The sequence below is a fragment of the Gordoniibacillus kamchatkensis genome (assembly GCF_000829455.1).
Lineage (GTDB): Bacteria > Bacillota > Bacilli > Paenibacillales > NBRC-103111 > Gordoniibacillus > Gordoniibacillus kamchatkensis.
Genome location: NZ_JXAK01000038.1, coordinates 1 through 21,350 on the forward strand (window position 1 = coordinate 1; position 21,350 = coordinate 21,350).

At 59.3% G+C, this 21,350-nt stretch carries 17 protein-coding genes, 1 rRNA gene and 3 pseudogenes; all 21 read right to left on the reverse strand.

What is annotated here, in order from left to right:
- Positions 1-199 (reverse strand): 16S ribosomal RNA (locus tag SD70_RS20120); the annotation flags it as partial.
- An 837-nt stretch (positions 200-1,036) separates the two neighbouring features.
- Complete coding sequence (gene lysS / locus SD70_RS20125) at positions 1,037-2,545, reverse strand: lysine--tRNA ligase (RefSeq protein ID WP_041049309.1); 1,509 nt, start codon at positions 2,543-2,545, stop codon at positions 1,037-1,039.
- An 84-nt stretch (positions 2,546-2,629) separates the two neighbouring features.
- Positions 2,630-3,109 (reverse strand): transcription elongation factor GreA, encoded by a 480-nt coding sequence (gene greA / locus SD70_RS20130; RefSeq protein ID WP_041049310.1) that lies wholly within the window; start codon positions 3,107-3,109, stop codon positions 2,630-2,632.
- A 151-nt stretch (positions 3,110-3,260) separates the two neighbouring features.
- The gene (gene dusB, locus SD70_RS20135) at positions 3,261-4,292 is read right to left on the reverse strand and encodes a tRNA dihydrouridine synthase DusB (protein ID WP_041049311.1); all 1,032 of its coding nucleotides are present in this window, start codon (positions 4,290-4,292) and stop codon (positions 3,261-3,263) included.
- A 112-nt stretch (positions 4,293-4,404) separates the two neighbouring features.
- Positions 4,405-4,617, reverse strand: a complete 213-nt coding sequence (locus tag SD70_RS20140; protein WP_041049312.1) for a helix-turn-helix domain-containing protein — start codon at positions 4,615-4,617, stop codon at positions 4,405-4,407.
- Positions 4,569-5,138: a 2-amino-4-hydroxy-6-hydroxymethyldihydropteridine diphosphokinase gene (folK, locus tag SD70_RS20145; protein ID WP_041049313.1), complete on the reverse strand. Its 570-nt coding sequence runs from the start codon at positions 5,136-5,138 to the stop codon at positions 4,569-4,571. The genes SD70_RS20140 and folK overlap by 49 nt, the downstream gene beginning before the upstream one ends.
- Positions 5,135-5,509: a dihydroneopterin aldolase gene (gene folB, locus SD70_RS20150; protein WP_041049363.1), complete on the reverse strand. Its 375-nt coding sequence runs from the start codon at positions 5,507-5,509 to the stop codon at positions 5,135-5,137. The genes folK and folB overlap by 4 nt, the downstream gene beginning before the upstream one ends.
- A 111-nt stretch (positions 5,510-5,620) precedes the next feature.
- The gene (folP, locus tag SD70_RS20155; RefSeq protein WP_082053516.1) at positions 5,621-6,526 is read right to left on the reverse strand and encodes a dihydropteroate synthase; all 906 of its coding nucleotides are present in this window, start codon (positions 6,524-6,526) and stop codon (positions 5,621-5,623) included.
- The gene (locus tag SD70_RS20160; protein WP_041049314.1) at positions 6,523-7,539 is read right to left on the reverse strand and encodes an aminotransferase class IV; all 1,017 of its coding nucleotides are present in this window, start codon (positions 7,537-7,539) and stop codon (positions 6,523-6,525) included. The genes folP and SD70_RS20160 overlap by 4 nt, the downstream gene beginning before the upstream one ends.
- Before the next feature lie 5 nt (positions 7,540-7,544).
- Positions 7,545-8,125: pseudogene (gene pabA / locus SD70_RS20165) on the reverse strand (aminodeoxychorismate/anthranilate synthase component II).
- Positions 8,106-9,671 (reverse strand): anthranilate synthase component I family protein, encoded by a 1,566-nt coding sequence (locus SD70_RS20170; RefSeq protein WP_041049315.1) that lies wholly within the window; start codon positions 9,669-9,671, stop codon positions 8,106-8,108. Before SD70_RS20170 ends, pabA begins: the two are co-directional and overlap by 20 nt.
- Positions 9,672-9,794: 123 nt before the next feature.
- On the reverse strand, positions 9,795-10,733 hold the full coding sequence (cysK, locus tag SD70_RS20175; RefSeq protein WP_041049316.1) for a cysteine synthase A: 939 nt from the start codon (positions 10,731-10,733) through the stop codon (positions 9,795-9,797).
- Positions 10,734-10,870: 137 nt separating this feature from the next.
- Positions 10,871-11,857, reverse strand: coding sequence for a peptidyl-prolyl cis-trans isomerase (locus SD70_RS20180; RefSeq protein WP_052487683.1), 987 nt, complete (start codon positions 11,855-11,857; stop codon positions 10,871-10,873).
- Positions 11,858-11,920: 63 nt separating this feature from the next.
- Entirely contained in the window at positions 11,921-12,793 is an 873-nt protein-coding gene (hslO, locus tag SD70_RS20185) for an Hsp33 family molecular chaperone HslO (RefSeq protein WP_041049317.1), read from the reverse strand.
- A gap of 6 nt (positions 12,794-12,799) precedes the next feature.
- On the reverse strand, positions 12,800-13,585 hold the full coding sequence (locus SD70_RS20190) for a type III pantothenate kinase (protein WP_041049318.1): 786 nt from the start codon (positions 13,583-13,585) through the stop codon (positions 12,800-12,802).
- The gene (nadC, locus tag SD70_RS20195) at positions 13,582-14,454 is read right to left on the reverse strand and encodes a carboxylating nicotinate-nucleotide diphosphorylase (protein ID WP_041049319.1); all 873 of its coding nucleotides are present in this window, start codon (positions 14,452-14,454) and stop codon (positions 13,582-13,584) included. Before nadC ends, SD70_RS20190 begins: the two co-directional genes overlap by 4 nt.
- A complete protein-coding gene (gene nadB, locus SD70_RS20200; protein WP_082053517.1) occupies positions 14,414-16,066 on the reverse strand; it encodes an L-aspartate oxidase in 1,653 nt (550 codons plus the stop codon). The genes nadC and nadB overlap by 41 nt, the downstream gene beginning before the upstream one ends.
- 37 nt (positions 16,067-16,103) lie before the next feature.
- Positions 16,104-17,041, reverse strand: a pseudogene (gene nadA, locus SD70_RS20205) (quinolinate synthase NadA).
- A gap of 243 nt (positions 17,042-17,284) precedes the next feature.
- Positions 17,285-19,255 (reverse strand): ATP-dependent zinc metalloprotease FtsH, encoded by a 1,971-nt coding sequence (gene ftsH, locus SD70_RS20210; protein WP_041049320.1) that lies wholly within the window; start codon positions 19,253-19,255, stop codon positions 17,285-17,287.
- A 54-nt stretch (positions 19,256-19,309) separates the two neighbouring features.
- Positions 19,310-19,849 (reverse strand): hypoxanthine phosphoribosyltransferase, encoded by a 540-nt coding sequence (gene hpt / locus SD70_RS39885; RefSeq protein WP_082053522.1) that lies wholly within the window; start codon positions 19,847-19,849, stop codon positions 19,310-19,312.
- A gap of 129 nt (positions 19,850-19,978) precedes the next feature.
- Positions 19,979-21,253, reverse strand: a pseudogene (gene tilS / locus SD70_RS38320) (tRNA lysidine(34) synthetase TilS); the annotation flags it as partial.
- Between the last annotated feature and the right edge of the window lie 97 nt (positions 21,254-21,350).

The window sequence follows — 21,350 nt, forward strand, 5'->3', positions numbered from 1 at the left end:
TGCGAGAAGACCAGCTATCCGGTCTTAGCTACCGTTTCCGGTAGTTATCCCGGTCTTACAGGCAGGTTGCCTACGTGTTACTCACCCGTCCGCCGCTAACCCCAGTGCTTCCCGAAGGAAGCACGAGGATCCGCTCGACTTGCATGTATTAGGCACGCCGCCAGCGTTCGTCCTGAGCCAGGATCAAACTCTCCAATAAAGTTTGAATCTATAGCTCTTACTTAACACTTGCGTGTTGTTTTCCTCACGAAAACCTCTCACTCGTCATTCAGTTTTCAAGGAGCAATCGTCTTGCTTTTCATCGCCAGCCGTTTCAGCGGCGACCTGATTAATATACCACAGCCACGCCATTCGGCGCAACCGGAAGTTATTGGAACCACTTCGTTTTGCCTAGCTTTCGAAGCGGCGAGTTCTAAGATACCACAGACGCGCCCGCAAATGCAAGCACCATTTCTCGCCATTCGTTAAAACAAAACCCGAACTTAAGGAACTCGAACGCATACTCTCTCGGCCCTGCCTGGACGGCTAGCAACGGCAACAATTGCGTACCGTTAAGACCAAGTTCTTTATTTAGAGACAATAGGGACGTTTTTTCGAGTGGAAATCCATCAATCGGGCAGGTTAGCGCCCTACAGTACCTTCATAAGGAATATTGTTCTTACATCATGGAATGTTATTGCGCTAATCGCCGTTTCAGTCCATTCGGGCTCTACAAGCGTCACGCATGACTCAAGATAACGAATATGTTCGCTGCGCAAAAGGAAAGACTTCAGGTTGCCCGAGAAAGCATGGCTGCGCCGCAGACCTAAGAATGTGGGTCTCCGGCTTCGCCCACACTCGTGTTTCCTCGAATAAGAAAACATGGTGGAAACACGAGTTCAAAGGCGCATGTTACGCTCATAGGCTTACATTCCCATCCGCCGCTCCGCCTTTCTTGGGCAACTTGAAAGACTTACACGACCCGTGCAAGCGACATTTCCCGCCAATCCGCAAACAATAAAACGGAGGCCCGCAGGCCCCCGCATAACGATCTGATCTATACTTCGCCCTGGCGCTCGCGCATAAGCGGGAACAACAGCACGTCCCGAATCGAAGGCGCATCGGCAAGCAGCATGACCAGTCGGTCGATGCCTATGCCGAGACCTCCCGTCGGCGGCATGCCGTATTCCAGCGCGCGGATAAAATCTTCATCCATCATGTGCGCTTCGTCGTTGCCCTGCTCCCTCTCCCGCAGCTGCGCTTCAAAGCGCTCGCGCTGGTCGATCGGGTCGTTGAGCTCGGTAAACGCATTGGCGTGCTCGCGCGCAACGATAAACAGCTCGAAGCGGTCCGTAAACCGCGGATCCTCGGCGTTCTTTTTGGCCAGCGGCGATATCGCCACCGGATGGCCGTAAATAAACGTCGGCTGAATGAGCGTCTCCTCAACGAAATGCTCAAAAAACGCGTTGACGATATGCCCGAACGTATAGCCCGGCTCCACCGGCACTTTGTGCTCTTTCGCCAGACGATGCGCCTCTTCGTCGCTCATTTCGCGCTTGAAATCAACGCCGACGACCTCGCGGATCGCGTCGACCATCGACACGCGGCGCCATTTTGGCTCCAGATCGACTTCATGGCCCTGATAGCGGATTTTAGTCGTACCGAGCACTTCATTCGCGATATGCGCAATCATCTCTTCGGTAAGCTGCATAATGTCCTGATAATCGGCATACGCCTCGTACAGCTCGATCATCGTAAATTCCGGGTTATGGCGCGTCGAGATCCCTTCGTTCCGGTACACACGGCCGATCTCGTACACCTTCTCCAGCCCGCCTACAATGAGCCGCTTCAAATGCAGCTCAATGGCAATCCGCATATAAAGCTGCATATCGAGCGCGTTATGGTGCGTAATGAACGGGCGCGCCGCGGCGCCGCCGGCGATGGCGTGAAGCGTCGGCGTCTCCACTTCCAAATAGCCGCGCGAGTCGAGATAACGTCGCATCGACTGAATAATTTTCGAGCGCGTAATAAACGTCTGCTGCACGTCCTGATTCATGATCAGGTCCACGTAGCGCTGGCGGTAACGAAGCTCGACGTCCTTCAGCCCATGGTACTTCTCCGGCAGCGGCAGCAGCGACTTCGTGACGAACTCGAGCGATTGCACCTTCACGGAAGTCTCGCCCGTTTTCGTCTTGAAAACGACGCCCTTCACGCCGACCAGATCGCCGATATCGAGCAGGTCAAACGCCTTGTACTTGTCTGCGCCGACGGCATCTTCCCGCACGTACACTTGAATTTTGCCGGTGATGTCCTGGATGTGGGCGAAGCTTGCCTTGCCCATCCCCCGCTTCTGCATAATGCGGCCCGCTACGCTGACGGCAGGAGGATTCGCGTCCAGCTCCTCCTTGCTCATCCCGTCGTAGGCGTCAAGCACCTGCTTGGCATGATGGGTGAGCGCGAATTTTTGCCCGAACGGGTCGACGCCGAGGCCGCGCAGCTCGTCCAGTTTGTCGCGGCGAATTTGCAGCAGCTCGCTGAGCTCTTTTGATTCCGTCTCCTGGGTCATGTTGATAACACTCCTATCGGGGGTATAAATGCTAAAAGAAAGCTTCCGCCAGGGAAGCTTTCCGTCCTAAGTCCATCCATCCGATTACTTCTTCTGAATATCGATGATCTGATATTGGATGACGCCCGCCGGTACGCTAACGTCGACTGTCGCGCCCTTCTGTTTGCCAAGGATCGCCTTGCCGACCGGACTTTCGTTCGAAATTTTGTTCTGGAACGGATCCGACTCGGCAGTACCGACGATCGTATATTCGACCGTATCGCCGAATTCCAAGTCTTTCAGCGTGACGAGCGATCCGATGCTTACCGTGTCGGTGCCGACTTCTTCGCTGTTGATAATGCGCGCGTTGCGCAGCATTTTCTCCAAGGTGATGATCCGGCCCTCGATAAACGCCTGCTCGTTCTTCGCGTCTTCGTATTCGGAGTTCTCGCTAATATCGCCGTAGCCGATGGCCACCTTGATTCGCTCCGCCACCTCGCGGCGCTTGACCGATTTGAGGTGCTCAAGCTCTTCTTCGAGCTTCTTTAAACCTTCCTGGGTAAGAATGACTTCTTTCTCGCTCATTTTACCGATCTCCCGTTCTGTGAAAAGTGGGCTGCATGTATGAGGTCTGCACGTATCCTTAATATATTACCGAAAAACCTTCTCATGACTCGGGTTATTGCCTGATTATATTGCAAGGTGCCCCGATTGTCAAACAAAGGGAATTGCCTCGTCAGTGGACGGCGGCCGCGGTTGTTTCGGCTTCGGATACGTGCGCGGGAGCGGCTTCGGTCATGTCGAGAGAGGCGATGAAGCTTTCGAGAATGCGTACCATATTGTCGCGTTTCGTTTCTTCCATAATCGAGTCCTTGATGCGAGCGGCGCCCGGCAAGCCTTTCAAATACCAAGCCAGATGCTTGCGCATTTCGCGCACGGCGGTATACTCGCCCTTCAGGGCGAGAAGCCGGTCCATGTGCAGGATCGCAATACGGATCTTCTCCTCCGGAGACGGTTCGGGCAGCAGCTCCCCGGTCGTCAAAAATTGAACGGTGCGGTACAGCATCCACGGGTTCCCGAGAGCGCCGCGGCCGATCATGACGCCGTCCACGCCGCTCTCGTCGAGCATGCGCTTCGCATCTTCCGGAGTCGTGATGTCGCCGTTGCCGATAACCGGAATACTGACGGCTTCCTTCACCTGCTTAATGATGTTCCAGTCGGCCCTGCCGGTGTACATCTGTTCGCGCGTGCGACCGTGCACCGAGACGGCGGCGCCGCCGGCGCGCTCGACGGCCTTGGCGTTTTCCACGGCGTAAATGTGCTCGTGGTCCCAGCCGATGCGCATTTTCACGGTAACGGGCTTGCTGACCGCGTCGACGACGGTCGACACCATCTCTTCGATCTTGGCCGGATCGAGCAGCCAGCGCGCGCCGGCGTCGCATTTGGTCACTTTCGGCACCGGGCAGCCCATGTTGATATCGATAATGTCCGCATTCGTGCGGGTGTCTACGATTTTGGCCGCTTCGACAAGCGACTCTTTATCGCCGCCGAAAATTTGCAAAGAGAGCGGTTTCTCGCGCTCGTCCACGTACAGCATTTCCATCGTGCGCGAGTTGCCATGCAAAATCGCTTTGTCGCTTACCATTTCCGCGCACACAAGACCCGTGCCGAACTCTTTGGCGATGAGCCGGAAAGCCGGGTTGCAGACGCCGGCCATCGGGGCCAGAACGACGTTGTTCGGGGCGACGACGTTTCCTATTTTCAACATAAGTTCATCCTCCCTTCGCTTAAAACTGCAGTTTTACCTTGCTTACGAAGCGATTTTTGCTCCGCAATACTTGCAGCTCTCATCTTCGAAAATAATTCGATAGGGGTTCTTCCTATCGAGTAACGGTCGGGCTCAGCTCTTCCACTTCGATGCCGAGCACCCCGGCGATGTGCTGTAACATTTTCGGGTCTGGATTGCGGGTGCCGCGTTCGATAGCGCCTAGAATGGCGATCGATACGCCCAGCTGGTCGGCGAGCTCGTTCTGGGTATAGCCTTTCAATTTGCGGAACGCTCTGATGCGCTGCGCGATGTTGAATTTCTCCATAAGATGACGCCTTCCTTTCCTTCCAGTGTTTCCAACTGCCGTGCGAAGGATTCCCGGAGGGAGGCCGGCGATAGCCCGCCAGCCATCGCCTCCAGCAGCGGAACGAGCACGAAGGCGCGCTCGCCCATGCGCGGGTGGGGCACGGTAAGGTCCGGCTCCGAAACTTCAGCATCCCCGTACAGAAGCAGATCGATATCGATCGTGCGCGGCCCCCAGCGTAACGTGCGGACGCGGCCGAGCGAACGCTCGATATCGAGAATGACGGCCAGCAGCTCGCGGGGAGCCAGCAGCGTGCGAACGGCAACGACCATATTCAAAAAAGCCGGCTGGTCTGTATATCCGACCGGCTCCGTCTCATAAACGCTCGATTCGGCTGCGACCTCGACGTCGTCCCGGGCGCGGAGCGCTGCGATCGCCCGCTCCAAATATTGCTCGCGCCGCTCTATATTCGAGCCGAGCCCGAGGTAAGCGAGCCGGCGAGGCTGAGGCTGAGACGGCCGGTTATCGTTTGCTGTCGTCATGGATGGACTCCCGCCCGCTTTCGCTGAATTTCAACCGCCACCCCGTGAAGCTGCGCGTCAAACGGCGGATGCGGCTTCGTTACGCGGACCGTCAGTTCATGGATACTAGTATAAGTTTGCATCAGCTCCATTGCAACCCGTTCGGCCAACGCCTCGATCAGCTTGTACGGCTCGCCCTCGACGATGCGCTTGATCAGCTCGTACGCTTCGGCATAGTTGATCGTCAGCGTCAAATCGTCGCTGCGGCCCGCTTGCTCAAGTGGCAGCCGCAGCGCGACATCGAGCACAAACCGCTGGCCCAGCTTTGTCTCTTCCGGAAAAACGCCGTGGTAGCCGTAGAACGCCATCCCGCTCAGCGTAATCGTATCCAAGTTGCTGCCGCTCGTCATCGCTGTCAGCTCCTTTAGCTCATAATACAAAAGTTCCTATTGGTCCCCCTCCACGTGAACGGCCTTACGTATGAGGTGCCCTTTCATGCCGAATCAGAACACTAGTTGTTCCGGCAAAACGGCGCCGCGGCGGACGATCGCGTCCGTCATGTCGGCGATGCGCCGCATCGGCTTGACGTCGTGCACGCGGACGATTTCGCAGCCTTGCGAGATGCCGAGCGCGACGGTCGCCGCCGTGCCTTCGACGACGTCGTCGGCGGGCAAGTCCAGCGCCCGGCGGATGAAGCTTTTGCGCGACGTGGCGAGCAGCATCGGGTAGCCCGGGAGAAGGTCGATCAGCTCGCCGAGCCGCTGCATGACTTCGAGGTTGTGCTCGTACGTTTTGGCAAAGCCGATGCCCGGATCGAGCACGATTCGCCCCGGATCGACACCGGCTTGCAGCGCCAGTTCGACGCTGGTCTGCAAATCGCGCGCCATTTCTTCTATAATATCGCCCGCGTATACGGCTTGTTCGCGATTGTGCATGAGAATGACAGGGCAATTATGCTCAGCGGCGACGCGCGCCATGCCGGAATCCGCCGTCAGGCGCCATACGTCGTTGATGATGTCGGCTCCAGCCGCCAGCGCCTCCCGCGCGACTTCTGCTTTATACGTATCGATCGAAATCGGCATGTGCGGCAGCTCGCGGCGGACGGCGCGGATCGCCGGCAGGACGCGGCGCAGCTCTTCCTCTGCGCTCACCTTGGCATGGCCGGGCCGGGTCGATTCGCCGCCGATGTCGAGTATATCGGCGCCTTCCGTCGCCATGCGACGCGCCCCGGCGACAGCCGCATCGACATCCGTATAGCGGCCCCCGTCGGAGAACGAATCGGGCGTAACGTTGAGAATGCCCATGATCAGCGTGCGCGCGCCGAGTTCGAGCGCAGCTCCGCTTGCGAGCGGCAGCTTGCGGAGCTTGTACAGGCGCCTGCTGCCGGTTGCATTGGCCGTTTGAGTCATTGTGAATACGCTTCTTTCCTATAAAGTTGCAGCAATCGCCCGGTGATCGGGCCGGGATCGCCGCGGGAGCAGCCGGCCGTGCCTGCGGCATGGCCGCCGCTGGAGGCGCCAGCCTCGAAGCCGTCGACGGAGGCCGCATTGCGACCGCCGCCGACGACATGGCAGCAGCCGTGTTCGTCGATCAGCGACGTCACCGGCACGAGCTCCTGCACGGAGTTCGTAACAAACACCTCGTCCGCCGCCAGCAAATCTTGCCACGTGTATAAGCCTTCCTCCGTGCGAAGCTCCTTTATTCCCTTGGCCAGTTCGAGCACGTGAGCGCGCGTTATGCCGGAGAGAATGCCGGTGTCTAGCGACGGCGTGCATAGGATCGGGCTAGAGCCGGGGCCGACTGCGCCCGCGTCTCCGTCTCGTCTAACAAAAAACACGTTGCTGACGATACCCTCGGCAAGATGTCCGTCCTGCGTGAGCATCAGCCCTTCCGGCGGCGGACCGGCTTGGGAGGGAGGTGCGGGGGGAAGGGACTGCAGCTCCCTTTTGGCCAATATGTTGTTCATATAGTGAAGGGATTTGAAGCGGTACGGGCCTTCGGGCGTGTTGCGCCGGGTCCGTAGCAGCCGCAGCGGCTTGCCGTCCCGGTATGCGGACTCGTCCGCCTGCGGCAGCGGCTTCACGTACAAAATCGTGTTCGGCCGCTCGTAAGCGCCGGCGGGCAAGCCGAGCATGTCCGTCCCGGCCGTTACGGTGAGTCGGAAGTAGCCGTCATCCAGCCCGTTCGCGGCAAGCAGGCGCGCGATCTGTTCGCGGACTTCCGCTTCATCCGGGACCGGACGAATGTCCAGCAGCCGGCAGCCCTCTGCCAGCCTTGCCAAATGCCGCGTGAGCAGGAACGGGCGCCCTCCGTAAGTGCGAAACGTTTCAAACAACCCGATGCCGTAAAGAAAACCGTGATCGTAAATCGAGACCACGGCTTCCGCTTGTTCGATTAAAGTTCCGTTCATGCTGACGATCATGCCGTTTATGATATGCTAGGCGCAGCGCAGCGCAGGAAGTTGCGCAGCAGCTGATGGCCGTGGTCGGTAATGATGGATTCGGGATGGAACTGGACGCCTTCGATCGGGTATTCCTTGTGGCGCAGCCCATAATTTCGCCTTCCGCCGTGCGCGCGCTCACTTCCAGCCAGTCCGGCAGCGTCTCCTCGCGCACGATGAGCGAATGGTAGCGGGTCGCGGTAAACGGCGAAGGCAGCCCTTCGAAAACGGTGCGGCCGTCGTGGTAAATCGGCGACGTCTTCCCGTGCATGAGCCGCTCGGCCCGCACCACTTCGCCGCCGAACGCCTGGCCGATCGATTGATGGCCGAGGCAGACGCCCAGTATCGGAATTTTCCCTTTAAAACGGTCGATGAGCGCCAGGCTGATGCCCGCTTCGTTCGGCGTGCACGGCCCCGGCGAGATGAGAATATGGTCGGGACGGAGCGCCTCGATACCCGCGAGGTCGATCTCGTCGTTGCGTCGCACCACGACGTCTTCCCCGAGCTCGCCGAGATACTGCACTAAATTGTACGTAAACGAGTCGTAGTTATCGATCACGAGAATCATGGGCTTGTTCCTCCGTTAGCATAATGGCTTTCCACAGCGCTTTGGCTTTGTTCAGCGATTCGGCATACTCTTTGTCCGGTACGGAGTCGATAACGATACCGGCGCCTGCCTGCACCCAGCCGATTCCGTTCCGGGCGACAAGCGTGCGTATAAGTATATTAAATTCCATATTGCCGCCCGAGTCAATCCAGCCCATCGAGCCCGTATAAGGCCCGCGCCGCACCGGTTCGAGCTCTTCGATAATTTCCATCGTGCGCACTTTCGGTGCGCCCGTAATCGTCCCGCCGGGGAACGTGGCGGCAATGACGTCGAAAGCGTCTTTGCCGGGCGCCAGCTCGCCGCTCACCTCGGACACGATGTGCATGACGTGCGAATAGCGCTCGATCGCCATCAGCTCGTCCACTTTGACGGTGCCGTAGCGCGAAATGCGGCCGAGGTCGTTGCGCTCCAGGTCGACGAGCATAATGTGCTCGGCCCGCTCCTTTTCGTTCAGCAGCAGCTCCTCGGACAGCTTGGCGTCGGCATCGCCGCCCAAGGCGCGCGGCCGGGTGCCGGCGATCGGCCTTGTGCGCAGCTTCGTGCCGTGCAGCTGGACGAGCAGCTCCGGCGAGCAGGACACCAGCTTTAAGTCCCGAAGACGTAAGAGCCCCATATATGGAGACGGATTAACAAGGCGCAATGTTTCATACACTGCCTCCGGGCTGACCTGCAGCTTGCGCGTCTGACGCGTCGACAAATTCACTTGAAAAACGTCTCCGGCGCCGATGTACGACCGAATCCGTTCCACCGCCCGCATGAACGCTTCCTTCGTGAAAGAACGTTCCATGCCGTCCAGCCGCTCCGGATCGATATCGTGCAGGCCGCTCCGGATCGCTTGCCGGATGCGGTTGAGCCGCTCCTGCACCGCCGGTTCCCGGCCGGCAGCGGCGATGTCTTGCCACTGCGCGTACATCTGCTTCGCACGTTGCTCCGCTTCCAGATACAGCGTGCGCGCCGAGATGCCGGGGCGCAGCTTTTTGAGAACGGAAATAAAGAGCTTCCGCTTGCGGTGATCGTAAATCCACAGCTCGTCGACAAGGAGGAAGGCGTAATCGGGCATCGTCTCGTCGGGAGCGGCGCCAGCGGGCAGCTTCTCCAGCGAGCGGGCGACGTCATAGCCCCAGAAGCCGGCACATCCGCCCAGAAACGGCGGAGCGTCGGGCACGGGAGGCGCATAGCAACGACGGTGCCACTGCTTCACCAGCTCAAGCGGCGTGCCGCGCACCGTGTAGGAGCTGCCGGATTCGTCCGTGACCGTCGCCTCCAAGCCGCTGCCTGTGATTACAGACTTCGCCTTCAAACCAAGGTAAGTGTAGGAGCCGGTGCGCCCGCTCTCAAAGACGAACGATTCCGGTCCGGCCAGCTGCCATGCGCGTTCCCAGGTCGCGGGCAGCCCTTCTTCAAGCGGAAATGCCGCCACATAAGGAAGCCCGGTGTACACCCTTCCCTCCGCGTCGGCTCTTTGCTCCGCCCATATGTCCCATTGCTCCGGAGTCGTGACGTTCACCGGCTCCTCCCCCTGCTTCTCTATAAGTTTAGTCCTTAGTATACGTCAGTGCTGGCAAAAGGAAAAGCCCTCCGGCTTTCGGCCGAAGGGCTCCGTCGAAACGCGCGGCACAAAGCCTGCGCCTTATTCTTCGAATTGATACAGCGGCGTGCTGAGGTAGCGTTCGCCGTTGCTCGGCACGACGGCAACGACGCGTTTGCCGGCGCCGAGCTCCTTCGCGACTTGCAGCGCGGCGTAAATCGCTGCGCCGGAGGAAATGCCGCCAAGGATGCCCTCCTCTTTAGCGACGAGGCGGGACGTTTCGTAGGCTTGCTCGTTCTCGACCTGAATCACTTTGTCGTAAACGGAAGTATTCAGAATGTCCGGTACGAAGCCCGCGCCGAGACCTTGGATTTTGTGCGGACCCGGCTGGCCGCCGGACAATACCGGCGAAGCGGCGGGCTCGACAGCTACGATTTTGATGCCCGGGAAGTTATCTTTCAAGACGCTGCCCGCGCCGGTAATTGTGCCGCCGGTGCCTACGCCGGCCACGAAAGCGTCCAGCTTGCCGTCATGGCCTTTGATCGCTTCGACGATTTCCGGTCCGGTCGTTTCGCGGTGAATTTTCACGTTCGCCTGATTTTTGAACTGCTGCGGCATGAAGTAGTTCGGATTTTCCGCCACCAGCTCTTCGGCGCGGCGGATAGCTCCTTTCATGCCTTCCGCTCCCGGCGTCAGGATCAGCTCCGCGCCGTAAGCGCGCAGCAAGTTGCGGCGCTCGATCGACATCGTCTCCGGCATGAGGATGATCGCTTTGTAGCCTTTCGCCGCAGCCACCATCGCCAGCCCGATCCCGGTGTTGCCGCTCGTCGGCTCGATAATCGTGTCGCCCGGCTTGATTGTGCCTTCCTTCTCGGCTTCTTCGATCATCGCGATGGCGATCCGGTCCTTCACGCTGGAGCCGGGGTTTTGGTATTCGAGCTTGACGTAAATTTCCGCGCTGCCTTCCGGAACGACGCGGTTCAGTCGAACGAGCGGAGTATCGCCGATTAATTGCGTTACGTTTTGCACTAATTTAGCCATGACAAAGTCCCTCCTAAATGGATAAGTTCAATGCGCTGCAATATCCGAGTAAAGCACTAGGTATTATACTCTCATATTATCAGTCGGTAGGTCCGATGTCAACTGTATCCACGGCCTGCATGGGGAGGGCGCTGAAGCTACATATTGAAAGCAGGATCGATAATGTCGGCGTGGTATTTATCCCGCAATTGCTTGACGAGATCTTGCAGCGGCGGGGCAGCGCTGAGCGCCAGCTGCTTGCGCACCTGCTCGCGGATCGCCTGCGGATCCGCCGACTTTTTTTGCCGGCGCTCCATGAGCTGGACGATGCCGTAACGGCCGCCGTCCAGCGCGACCGGCCGGGAATACGTCCCCGGCTTAAGCGTTTGGGCCGCCTTCATGAGTGGCGCCGGGACGAACGGATCGTCCTCCTCCACCCAGCCAAGATCGCCCCCGCCGCTTGCGGTAGCCTCGTCCAGCGAGCGGTCCCGGGCGACGACGGCGAAATCCGCCCCTTTGGCCAGCTCCGCGTAAGCTTTGTCGGCCAGCTCCTTGGAAGCCGATATGATCTGCGCCAGATGCAGCTCCACGTTGCGCTCGAACTCTTCCGGATGCTCGCGGATATAAGCGTCCACTTCATCGTCGCCGATCTTCACGTTGCGGGTGGCGATCCGCTCGAGCAGCAGCTTATACAGCGTGTCCTCGCGAATTTGATCGCGGGTCATGCCGAGCTGCTTTTTCATCGAATCGTAAAATTGCGCTTCGTTCTCATAGCCTTGCTGCATCCGCTTCAGCTCTTTGTCGATGTCTTCCGGCGAAACGCCGATGCCGAGCGCCTTCCCTTCCAGCATGATCGCCTGCCGGTCCAGCAGTTGATTGAGCAGCGTAGCGCCGTACCGCTTGCTCAGCTCTCCTTGCAGCTCGCCCATCGTGAACGTGTGGCCGTCGATCCGAGCCACTGTTTTTGCAGCGGCGCCGCCGCTTCCTTCCGCCGCATTGCCGCCTCCGTTCGAGGCGGCGGGCGCAGGCCCGGCTCCGGCGCTGCCCCCTTTTTCGCCGCCGCGAACCGCCAGCACCGCGATGAGCGCCGCGATGACGAGCGCTTCGAGCGCGACAAATGCCCATAGTCGCTTCGTAGTCACCATTGCGTTCTCCCTGCTATTCTCTTATGTATCCGTCGGCCGCTTGGCGGCCTTTATGCCCCCGCTTTACCCGAGCTGGGCGATAATTCGGCGCAGGTCGGCTTCATCGAAGCGGTACGCTTCGTTACAATAATGGCATAGCGCTTCGGCGAACCCTTCCTCGTCCAAAATCGCCTGCAGCTCCTCTTTGCCAAGCGAGAGCAGCGCCTGTTCGATGCGCTCTTTCGTGCACGTGCAGTGAAAGCGCACGTCCATCCGTTCGAGCACCTGAACGTCCGGCAGCACCCGGCGCAAAATGTCCTCCGGCGTCTTGCCGCTGTCGAGCAGCGCCGTCACCGGCGGAATAGCCGCCAGCTGCGCTTCGATCTCGCCGATCTCGGCATCGCTCAGCCCAGGGAGCAGCTGAATGATAAAGCCGCCGGAGGCGCGCACGAATACGTCGCGATCGGCAAGGACGCCAAGTGCGACGGCAGATGGCGTCTGCTCCGAAGACGCGAAATAATACGTGAAATCTTCCGCCAGCTCGCCGGAAATAAGCGGTACGCTGCCGCGATAAGGCTCCTTCAGGCCAAGGTCCTTGGTCACGGACAGAGAGCCTTCGGTCCCGACCGCCCCGGCGACGTCCAGCTTGCCCGCCGCATTCGGCGGAAGGTCGACGTACGGGTTGTCGACATAGCCGCGCACGTCGCCTGCCGCGTTCGCATCGACCACGATTTTGCCGATCGGCCCTCCGCCCTGAATTTGCACCGTCAGCTTCTCTTTTCCTTTCAACATCGCGCCCATCATGAGCGCCGCCGCCGCCGCTCGTCCCAGCGCCGCCGTAGCGACCGGCGACGTGTCGTGGCGGCGCCGCAGCTCCTCGGTAATCCCGGTCGTCAGCACGGCCAAAGCGCGCACCCGTCCGTCTAGCGCCGTACCTCTGATCAGATAATCTCCCATTTCCTCCTAAGTCCCCCGCTCGCTGTCTTTCATATTTCGCTCGTAAATAATTTGCAATCCTTGTAACGTTAATAACGGATTCACCGTCCGGATTGTTGCCGACTCCCCGGCGATAAGCTCCGCAAAGCCCCCGGTCGCCACCACGTAGGGACTGGTCGCGAATTCGCGCTTGATGCGCTCGACGATGCCGTCCACCTGGCCGACATAGCCGAAAATAATACCTGCCTGCATCGCCGTAACCGTATTGCGGCCGATGACGCTTTTCGGTTTCACCAGCTCGATGCGCGGCAGCTTCGCGGCCCGCTGATAAAGCGCCTCGGTAGAGATGGCGATGCCTGGAGCAATGGCGCAGCCGATGAGCTGTCCCCGCTCGTCGATGTAGTCGTACGTCGTTGCCGTTCCAAAATCGACAACGATGCAAGGCGGCCCGTAAAGCTCGATAGCCGCCACCGCGTTCACAATCCGGTCGGCCCCGGCCTCGCGCGGGTGCTCGACGCGGATGTTGAGCCCCGTCTTGATGCCCGGGCCGACGATGTATGGCGTCCGATTCATATATTGTACACAGAGGCTTTCCAAAACAAACATAAGCGGCGGCACGACAGAAGAAATGATCACGCCGTCGATGTCGCCGATCTTTATTCCGGCATGGCTGAACAGGCCGACGATCATCATGCCGTACTCGTCGACCGTCGCCGAGCGGTTCGTGCTCAGGCGCCAATGGTGCAGCAGCTTCTTGCCCTCGTAGACGCCGAGGACGATGTTCGTATTGCCGACGTCGATGACGAGAATCACGGCGCGGCCGCTCCTTTCCGCTCGTTCAGATCGAGGCTGATGTCCAGCGACTGGACCGAATACGTGAGCCTGCCGACGGAGATGACGTCGACGCCCGTCTCCGCGATTTGCCGGATCGTCTGCAGCGTGACCGAGCCCGATGCCTCTACTACAATATGCGGAGCCTGCGCTTTCAGTACGGCGACCGCTTCGCGCATGAGCTCCGGCGCCATATTGTCGAGCATCACGATGTCGGGCCCGGCGGCGAGCGCTTCCCGCAGCTGGTCCAGCGATTCGACCTCGATCTCGATTTTCATCGTGTGCGGAATGTTCGCACGCGCGGCGCGGATTGCGGCCCCGATACCGCCGGCCCCTTTAATATGGTTGTCCTTGATCATGACCGCGTCATACAAGCCGAACCGGTGATTATGTCCGCCGCCGACTCGCACCGCGTACTTTTCCAGCATCCGGTGCCCCGGCGTCGTTTTGCGCGTATCGACCAGCCGCGTCGGCAGCCCACCCAGCGCCTCGACATACTCCCGCGTGCGGGTGGCGATGCCGGACATGCGCTGCATCAAGTTCAAAGCCAGCCTTTCCCCGAGCAAAATGCTGCGGACGGAGCCCTCAACCTCCGCCAGCACCGTACCCTTCGTTACCGCAGCGCCTTCCTGCACCTTGGCGGTGAAGCCCAGCTGCGGGTCAACCGTCTCAAAGACGGCCTCGGCGACCGGCAAGCCGGCGACGAGACCGTTTTCCTTCACATGAATAATTCCTTTGCCCTGCGCCTCGGCCGGAATCGTCGTCATCGTCGTGACGTCGCCCGTGCCGATGTCTTCTTCCAGCCACAGCTCAATGCTGCGGCGCAGCCGTTCGCGGTTCAGCTCCAGCATCTTGTACGCTCTCCTTAAGCTCCCCTTCCGGCGTCAGGCGGAAGACGATATGGCGAATCCACTCGTCGTCGCGCCGCGCCGGAAAATCTGCGCGGTAATGTCCGCCCCGGCTCTCTTCGCGTCGCAGAGCGGCTTTTATAGTAAGCATAGCACAAGTCAATAAATTGGCAAATTCATACTCTTCCCGTTTCGAAAAGACGCCTTCGAAGAACGACATCTGCCGCTTCAGCTCGTCAATCCCGCGCTGAAGCCCTTTGGCATCCCGCTTAAAGCCCGCTTCGCGCAGCATGACCTTCTGCAGCTTCAGTCTTTTCTCCACCACCGCCTGCCGGGGCGGTTCCTGCCGGTGCGTTGCAACGCGCAGCTGCTGCGGTCCCCGTTCAAGCGGCGGCAGCGCAGCGATGCGTTCGATAATGCGGCGGCCGAACACGATCGCCTCCGACAGCGAATTGCTCGCGAGCCGGTTCGCTCCGTGCACGCCGGTCGACGATACCTCGCCGCAGGCGAACAGCCGCTTCACGGCCGTCTCGCCGTGCAGGTCGGTCTTCACTCCGCCCATTATATAGTGTGCAGCAGGCGCGACCGGAATCCAGTCCGTCGCCAGATCGAGCCCGTACTGCAAGCAGAAATCGTAGATTGTGGGGAAGCGGCGCTTCACCAGCTCCTCCGATTCGTGCGTAATATCGATATAGACGAACGTCGACTTCGTCGCTTCCATCTCGCTCACGATTGCCCGCGCCACCACATCACGCGGCGCCAACTCCAGCTGCTCATGGTATTTTTCCATAAACCGCTCGCCCTTCATGTTGCGAAGCACTGCACCCTCGCCGCGCACCGCCTCGGAGATGAGGAAGCGCGGAGCGCCAGGGTAACAGAGCGCCGTCGGGTGGAACTGGATAAATTCCATGTCGCGGATCTCCGCCCCGGCGCGCAGCGCGATCGCAATGCCATCGCCTGTCGCAATATCCGGATTCGTCGTATAGCGGAACAACTGCCCCGCGCCGCCCGTGCACAAAATCGTCGCATCCGCTTCCACGACGACGCGCTGGCCGTCCGGCTTTTGCACGAGCGCGCCCCGGCATTCCCCGTCCTCGGTCAGCAGGTCGATCACATAATGATCGTCCCACAGCTCGATGTTCGGATCCTGCTTCGTCCGCTCCGACAATGACCTGACAATTTCCGCTCCGGTCGCATCCCCATGCGCATGCAAAATGCGGCGATGGCTGTGCGCCCCTTCCTTCGTCAGAGCCAACTCGCCGTTCTCCTCGTCAAACTGCGTGCCCATGCGGATCAAGTCCCGCACCCCCGCCGGACCTTCATGGACGAGCACATCGACCGCCGCCGGGTCGCATAAACCGGCGCCCGCCACTAGCGTATCCTGGCGGTGATATTCCGGCGAATCCTCGTCGGAGATGACCGCGGCGATGCCGCCTTGCGAGTAGCGGGTATTACTGTCGAGCAAGGACTTCTTCGTGATCATGAGCACCGATTTCGTCTCGCTCGCCTTAATCGCGGTGAACAGCCCGGCGATGCCGGCCCCGATCACGATGACGTTCGTGCGCACACGCGGCAGCCGCTCGATATCGAAATCGACCAAATAGCGTGGAAACATGTCTCTATCACACCCTCGGGGCAAGAAGTAGCGCATGCTACTTCACTTGCAGCATGCGCTCTAAGGAAAGGCGGGCCTTGTTTGCGACGTCTTCCGGCACGAAAATTTCCGGCTGCATCGTCTCCAGGCAGCGCGCGACTTTCTTCAAATTATTCACTTTCATGTTCGGACAGACGAGATATTTGGTGGCAAAATGGAACGTCTTATGCGGGCTGTCCTTCCGCAGCTGATATCCCGTGCCGTCCTCGGTGCCGACGATGAATTCCTGGCAGTCCGATTCGCGGCAATATTTGATGATGGCCGTCGTGCTGCCGACAAAATCGCCGAGCTTGACGACTTCGGGCCGGCATTCGGGATGGACGACGAACTGCGCGTTCGGGTACATCGCCTTCATCTCCTCGACGTCCTTCACCGTGAGCATGTCGTGAGTGTTGCAGTAGCCTTCCCAGATGATCATTTTTTTGTTTGTGAATTTTGATACATAGTCGCCCAAATTTTTATCCGGGACCCAAATGATCTCGTCCGAGTCTACGGAATTGACCACTTTTACGGCGTTCGCGACGTGCAGCAAATGTCCGTTTCGGCTTTAATATCCGCAGACGTGTTAATATAAGCGACGACTTTGGCGTTCGGATGCTGCCGCTTCAGCGCTTTCAACCCTTCCACGTTGACCATATCGGCCATCGGGCAGCCGGCGCGCTCGTCGGGAATGATCACTTTCTTGATCGGAGCGAGAATTTTCGCGCTCTCCCCCATGAAATGGACGCCGCAAAATACGATCACATCGGCGTCGGTTTGCGCCGCCTTCTGCGCCAGCAAGAACGAGTCGCCGCGGAAATCGGCGATCTCCTGAATTTCGTCCCGCTGATAATAATGCGCCAGAATGATGGCGTTTCTTTCTTTTTTCAGCTGCGCAATGCGTTCCTTGAGCTCGCGGTTTTGCTCCGCTTTGCGCTCCTGCGCCAGCGCTTCCATCGTCATGGCCATGCCGCTTCCCCTCCTGATTAAGCTCTGCCCTGTTCACCTGAGCTTCCCTTTTAATCCTAGTATGTTCGCGCAAATTGCCGTTTAGCAAGACAGGTTTATACAATGGGATGATCGAAAGTTTACACCTACTTTACACTTCGCTTAGCTGCGTGTCAATGATCAAAAAACGCGCAAAACGGCAAAAAATCCGGCGCCGCTCGAGGCCGCACGCCGGATTGTGAATCGCATCACTTACTCTTCGGTTTTCTCCGGATCTTTGTCAAAATCGAGCTTATTGCTAGGCCCATTCTGATCCTGGCTCTGAATGTTGACTTTGACATCTTCCCCGTCTGCCGGAGCGGAGCCGGCAGCCGGCGGTTCGCCGCCGTCCTTGCCGTCGATCGATCCGTTCTCCAGCAGGGCGATGATCTCGTCCTTGTCGAGCGTCTCTTTCTCGAGCAGCGTCTTCGCCAGCAGGTGCACCTGGTCCCCGTGCTTGCTCAAAATTTCTTTCGCCCGGGCGTAGCAATTGCGGATGATCGACTGCATTTCCAGGTCGATTTCGTAAGCGATCGCATCGCTGTAGTTTTGCTCGTGGCCGATATCGCGGCCGAGGAACACGGCTCCCTGCGTATTGCCGAACTGCATCGGGGCCAGCTTGTCGCTCATGCCGAATTCCATAATCATGCGGCGAACGATTTCTGTCGCTTTCTGGAAGTCGCTGTAAGCGCCTGTCGCGATTTCGCCGATGAACAGCTCCTCGGAGACGCGGCCTGCGAGCAGACCGGTAATTTTGTCGAGCAGCTCGCTCTTCGTCTGCATCATCCGGTCTTCGCCTTCTTTGGGCAGCATCATCACATAGCCGCCGGCGCGGCCGCGCGGAACGATCGTGACTTTGTGCACCATATCGGCGTTCTCGACGTGGTAGCCGACGATGGCGTGGCCTGCTTCGTGGTAAGCGACCGTGCGCTTCTCCCGCTCGGAGATGACGCGGCTCTTCTTCTGCGTGCCGACGACGACGCGGTCGAACGCTTCCTCGATCTCGGCCATCGAGATGTCGCGGCGGTTGCGCCGCGCAGCGATCAAGGCCGCTTCGTTAAGCAGGTTCTCCAGATCGGCTCCGGTAAAGCCTGTCGTATAACGGGAGAGCGAATCGAGCTTGACGTCTTTCGCCAGCGGCTTGTTGCGAGCGTGAACTTTGAGTACCGCTTCGCGACCTTTCACGTCCGGACGGTCGACCGTAATTTGCCGGTCGAAGCGTCCCGGGCGGAGCAGCGCCGGGTCGAGAATATCCGGGCGGTTCGTCGCGGCGATAATAATGATGCCTTCGTTCGCGCCGAAACCGTCCATCTCGACGAGCAATTGGTTGAGCGTCTGCTCGCGCTCGTCGTGGCCGCCGCCGAGGCCTGCGCCCCGCTGGCGTCCGACGGCGTCGATCTCGTCGATGAAGATGATGCACGGCGAATTTTTCTTCGCGTTTTCGAACAGGTCGCGGACGCGGGAGGCGCCGACGCCGACGAACATTTCCACGAAGTCGGAGCCCGAGATGCTGAAGAACGGTACGCCGGCCTCGCCGGCTACAGCTCGGGCGAGCAGCGTTTTACCGGTACCCGGAGGACCGACGAGCAGCACGCCTTTCGGAATGCGGGCCCCGACCGCCGAGAACTTGCGCGGATCTTTGAGGAATTCGACGACTTCGACGAGCTCCTGCTTCTCTTCGTCCGCACCGGCCACGTCCTCGAACGTGACCCGCTTCTTCTCTTCGTTATATAGACGGGCGCGGCTTTTGCCGAAGTTCATCACTTTGCCGCCGCCGCCCTGCGCTTGGTTCAGCAGGAAGAAGAACAGGATGAAGATGATGACGAACGGGATGATCGACGTCAGGAAGCTGATCCAGACGCTGTCGCCGTCCATCTTGAGGTATTCCTCGGATACGTCGTGGCTTTCGATTGCGGCGATGACCCGGTCTTCCGCAGGGCCGCGGGTTACGAAGTTTTTCCGTTCCGGGCTGGGCGGGTTTTTATATTTCCCGTTGATCAAGTACGTGTAGCCGTCGAATTTGACTGTGACGGACTCCACGTTTTCCTTCGCCAATTCCTTGCGGAATTGATCGTACGGAATCTGTTCCTTCTGATCGTTCTGTTGGCTGATGAAGTGGACGATACCGACCGTGACTAAAAAAATAAGCAAATAAAATCCGGTGTTCCGGATGATCCGATTCATCCCCCTACCTCCTCTCGAGACAAAGCCCCTCTTGTGTATCGTGAATAATCCATCTTAACGGGTATAAATCTCCGGCTTCAAGATCCCGACGAAAGGCAGGTTGCGGTATTTCTCCGCATAATCCAATCCGTAGCCGACGATGAACGCGTCCGGAATGACGAAGCCCTTGTAATCCGGCTCCAGCTCCACCGAGCGGCCGGTCGGCTTGTCAAACAGCGCAACGACGGCCACCGACCGCGCGTTGCGGCGTTCGAGCACGTCGATCAAGTAGCTAAGTGTCAGCCCGCTGTCGATAATGTCTTCCACGATCAAAATGTCGCGGCCTTCCACAGGAATATCCAAATCTTTCATAATCTTCACGACGCCCGACGACTTGGTGGACGCGCCGTAGCTCGATACCGCCATGAAATCGATCTCGATCGGCACGGTGATGCGCTTGACGAGATCCGCCATGAAGATGAAGGCGCCTTTGAGCACGCAGATGACGAGCGGGTTGCGGCCTTCGTAATCGCGGGACAACGTTTCGCCGAGCTCCTTGATCTTGGCTTGAATAAGTTCTTCGCTGTAGAGCACCTCTTGAATGTCGTGAAGCAAGGAAGGACCCCCTAAAGTAAAATATGAAGACGCGGGTTCGCGCATACGGGACAGCGTCAGGCGGACGAGCCGCTCCTCCGCTTCCCCGGCGGCGGCGATATCCGACCGTTTCACGCCGGGAATCCAAATGATGCGCCCCTCGGCATCGGCCACGATAGGCATCCGGTCGCGCAAATGCTGCGGCACTTTCTCGTCAATGAAAATATCTTTTACCTTTTTGGAGCCGTTTAATCCAAACGGACGCATGCGGTCGCCGGACCGGCGAGTGCGCACCGTAAGCGGAAACGCCAGCCGGTCGGCAGCGAAAACGGCGCTCCCCGCTCCCGCTTCAGCCAAGCCGTCCGAATCGGTCAGGCTTACGGCCGAAACAGGCTCGACGCGGAGCTCCGCTCCGATTTCCGGAATCGGCAGAAGCCGCTCCCCTTCGCCCATTTTATAATGGTAAGAAACCGACTGCGCCGATGCGTCAGTCCCTCTCCGGAACTCGATCCGTTCGTATTCGCGGACAAGGCGGCAGCCGCCGCCGAGATCGAGCGCCAGCTGCGGCGTGTCGGCCTGAACGATGGCGCGCCGCGATTGCTCCAAAACGGTAAAATCCGCCATTGCCCCGGAATCAAGACAACTTAATATTAGTTTAATAATGCGCCGTTGTAAAGCAACATGGAGCCCGGCAAAAGCCGCCCGTTCCAGCGCATAAACGGGAGGGTCGCCGCCGCCGGCGGAGACGATTCGCGCGAAAGCCGCTTGCGCCTCCTGCTCCATGTAGGCGTCGTCGTCCGCCGCCGTCTCCGCCAGCCGCCCCAGCGCCGCCGGAAGCTGCGGATTGTAGCGGGACAAAAACGGCAGCGCCTCCAGCCGGATGCGGTTGCGCTCGTACTTCATCGACTCGTTGCTGCTGTCTACGTAGAAGCGAAGATGATTCGAGCGAACATACTCGATAATCTCTGACTTGTATATACGTAAAAAAGGACGAATCAGTTCCACTTTTTTTTCGCGCCTGCGTTCCGGTATGCCGGCCAGGCCGGAAACCCCGGTGCCGCGCAGCACGCGCATGAGCACCGTCTCGGCCTGATCGTTGGCATGATGGGCGAGGGCGATTTTGCCGGCTCCATACTGCCGGGCCGTTTCATGCAAAAATTCGTATCTGCGCTCGCGGGCGAGGGCTTGCGCGTTGCCGCCCGCGGCGGCGAGCTCGGCCGGCATATTGAGCCGTTTCAGCGCGAACGGCAAGCCCAGCTCGGCGGCGAGCTCCCCGACATAATCGGCCTCCGCGGCCGACTCGGCGCCGCGGAAGCCGTGCTCGACATGCGCCACGACGAGCCGCCAGCCCCATTCCGGCCGTTTGGACAAAGCAAAAAGGACATGCAGCAGCGCCACCGAATCGGGTCCACCCGAGACGGCCACGACAACGGCATCTCCTTGCGACAGCAACCGGCGGCGCGTATGCGCCGCTCCGTACGGGTAACGAGATCCATGTCCATTCCTTTCAAATTGGAACCCG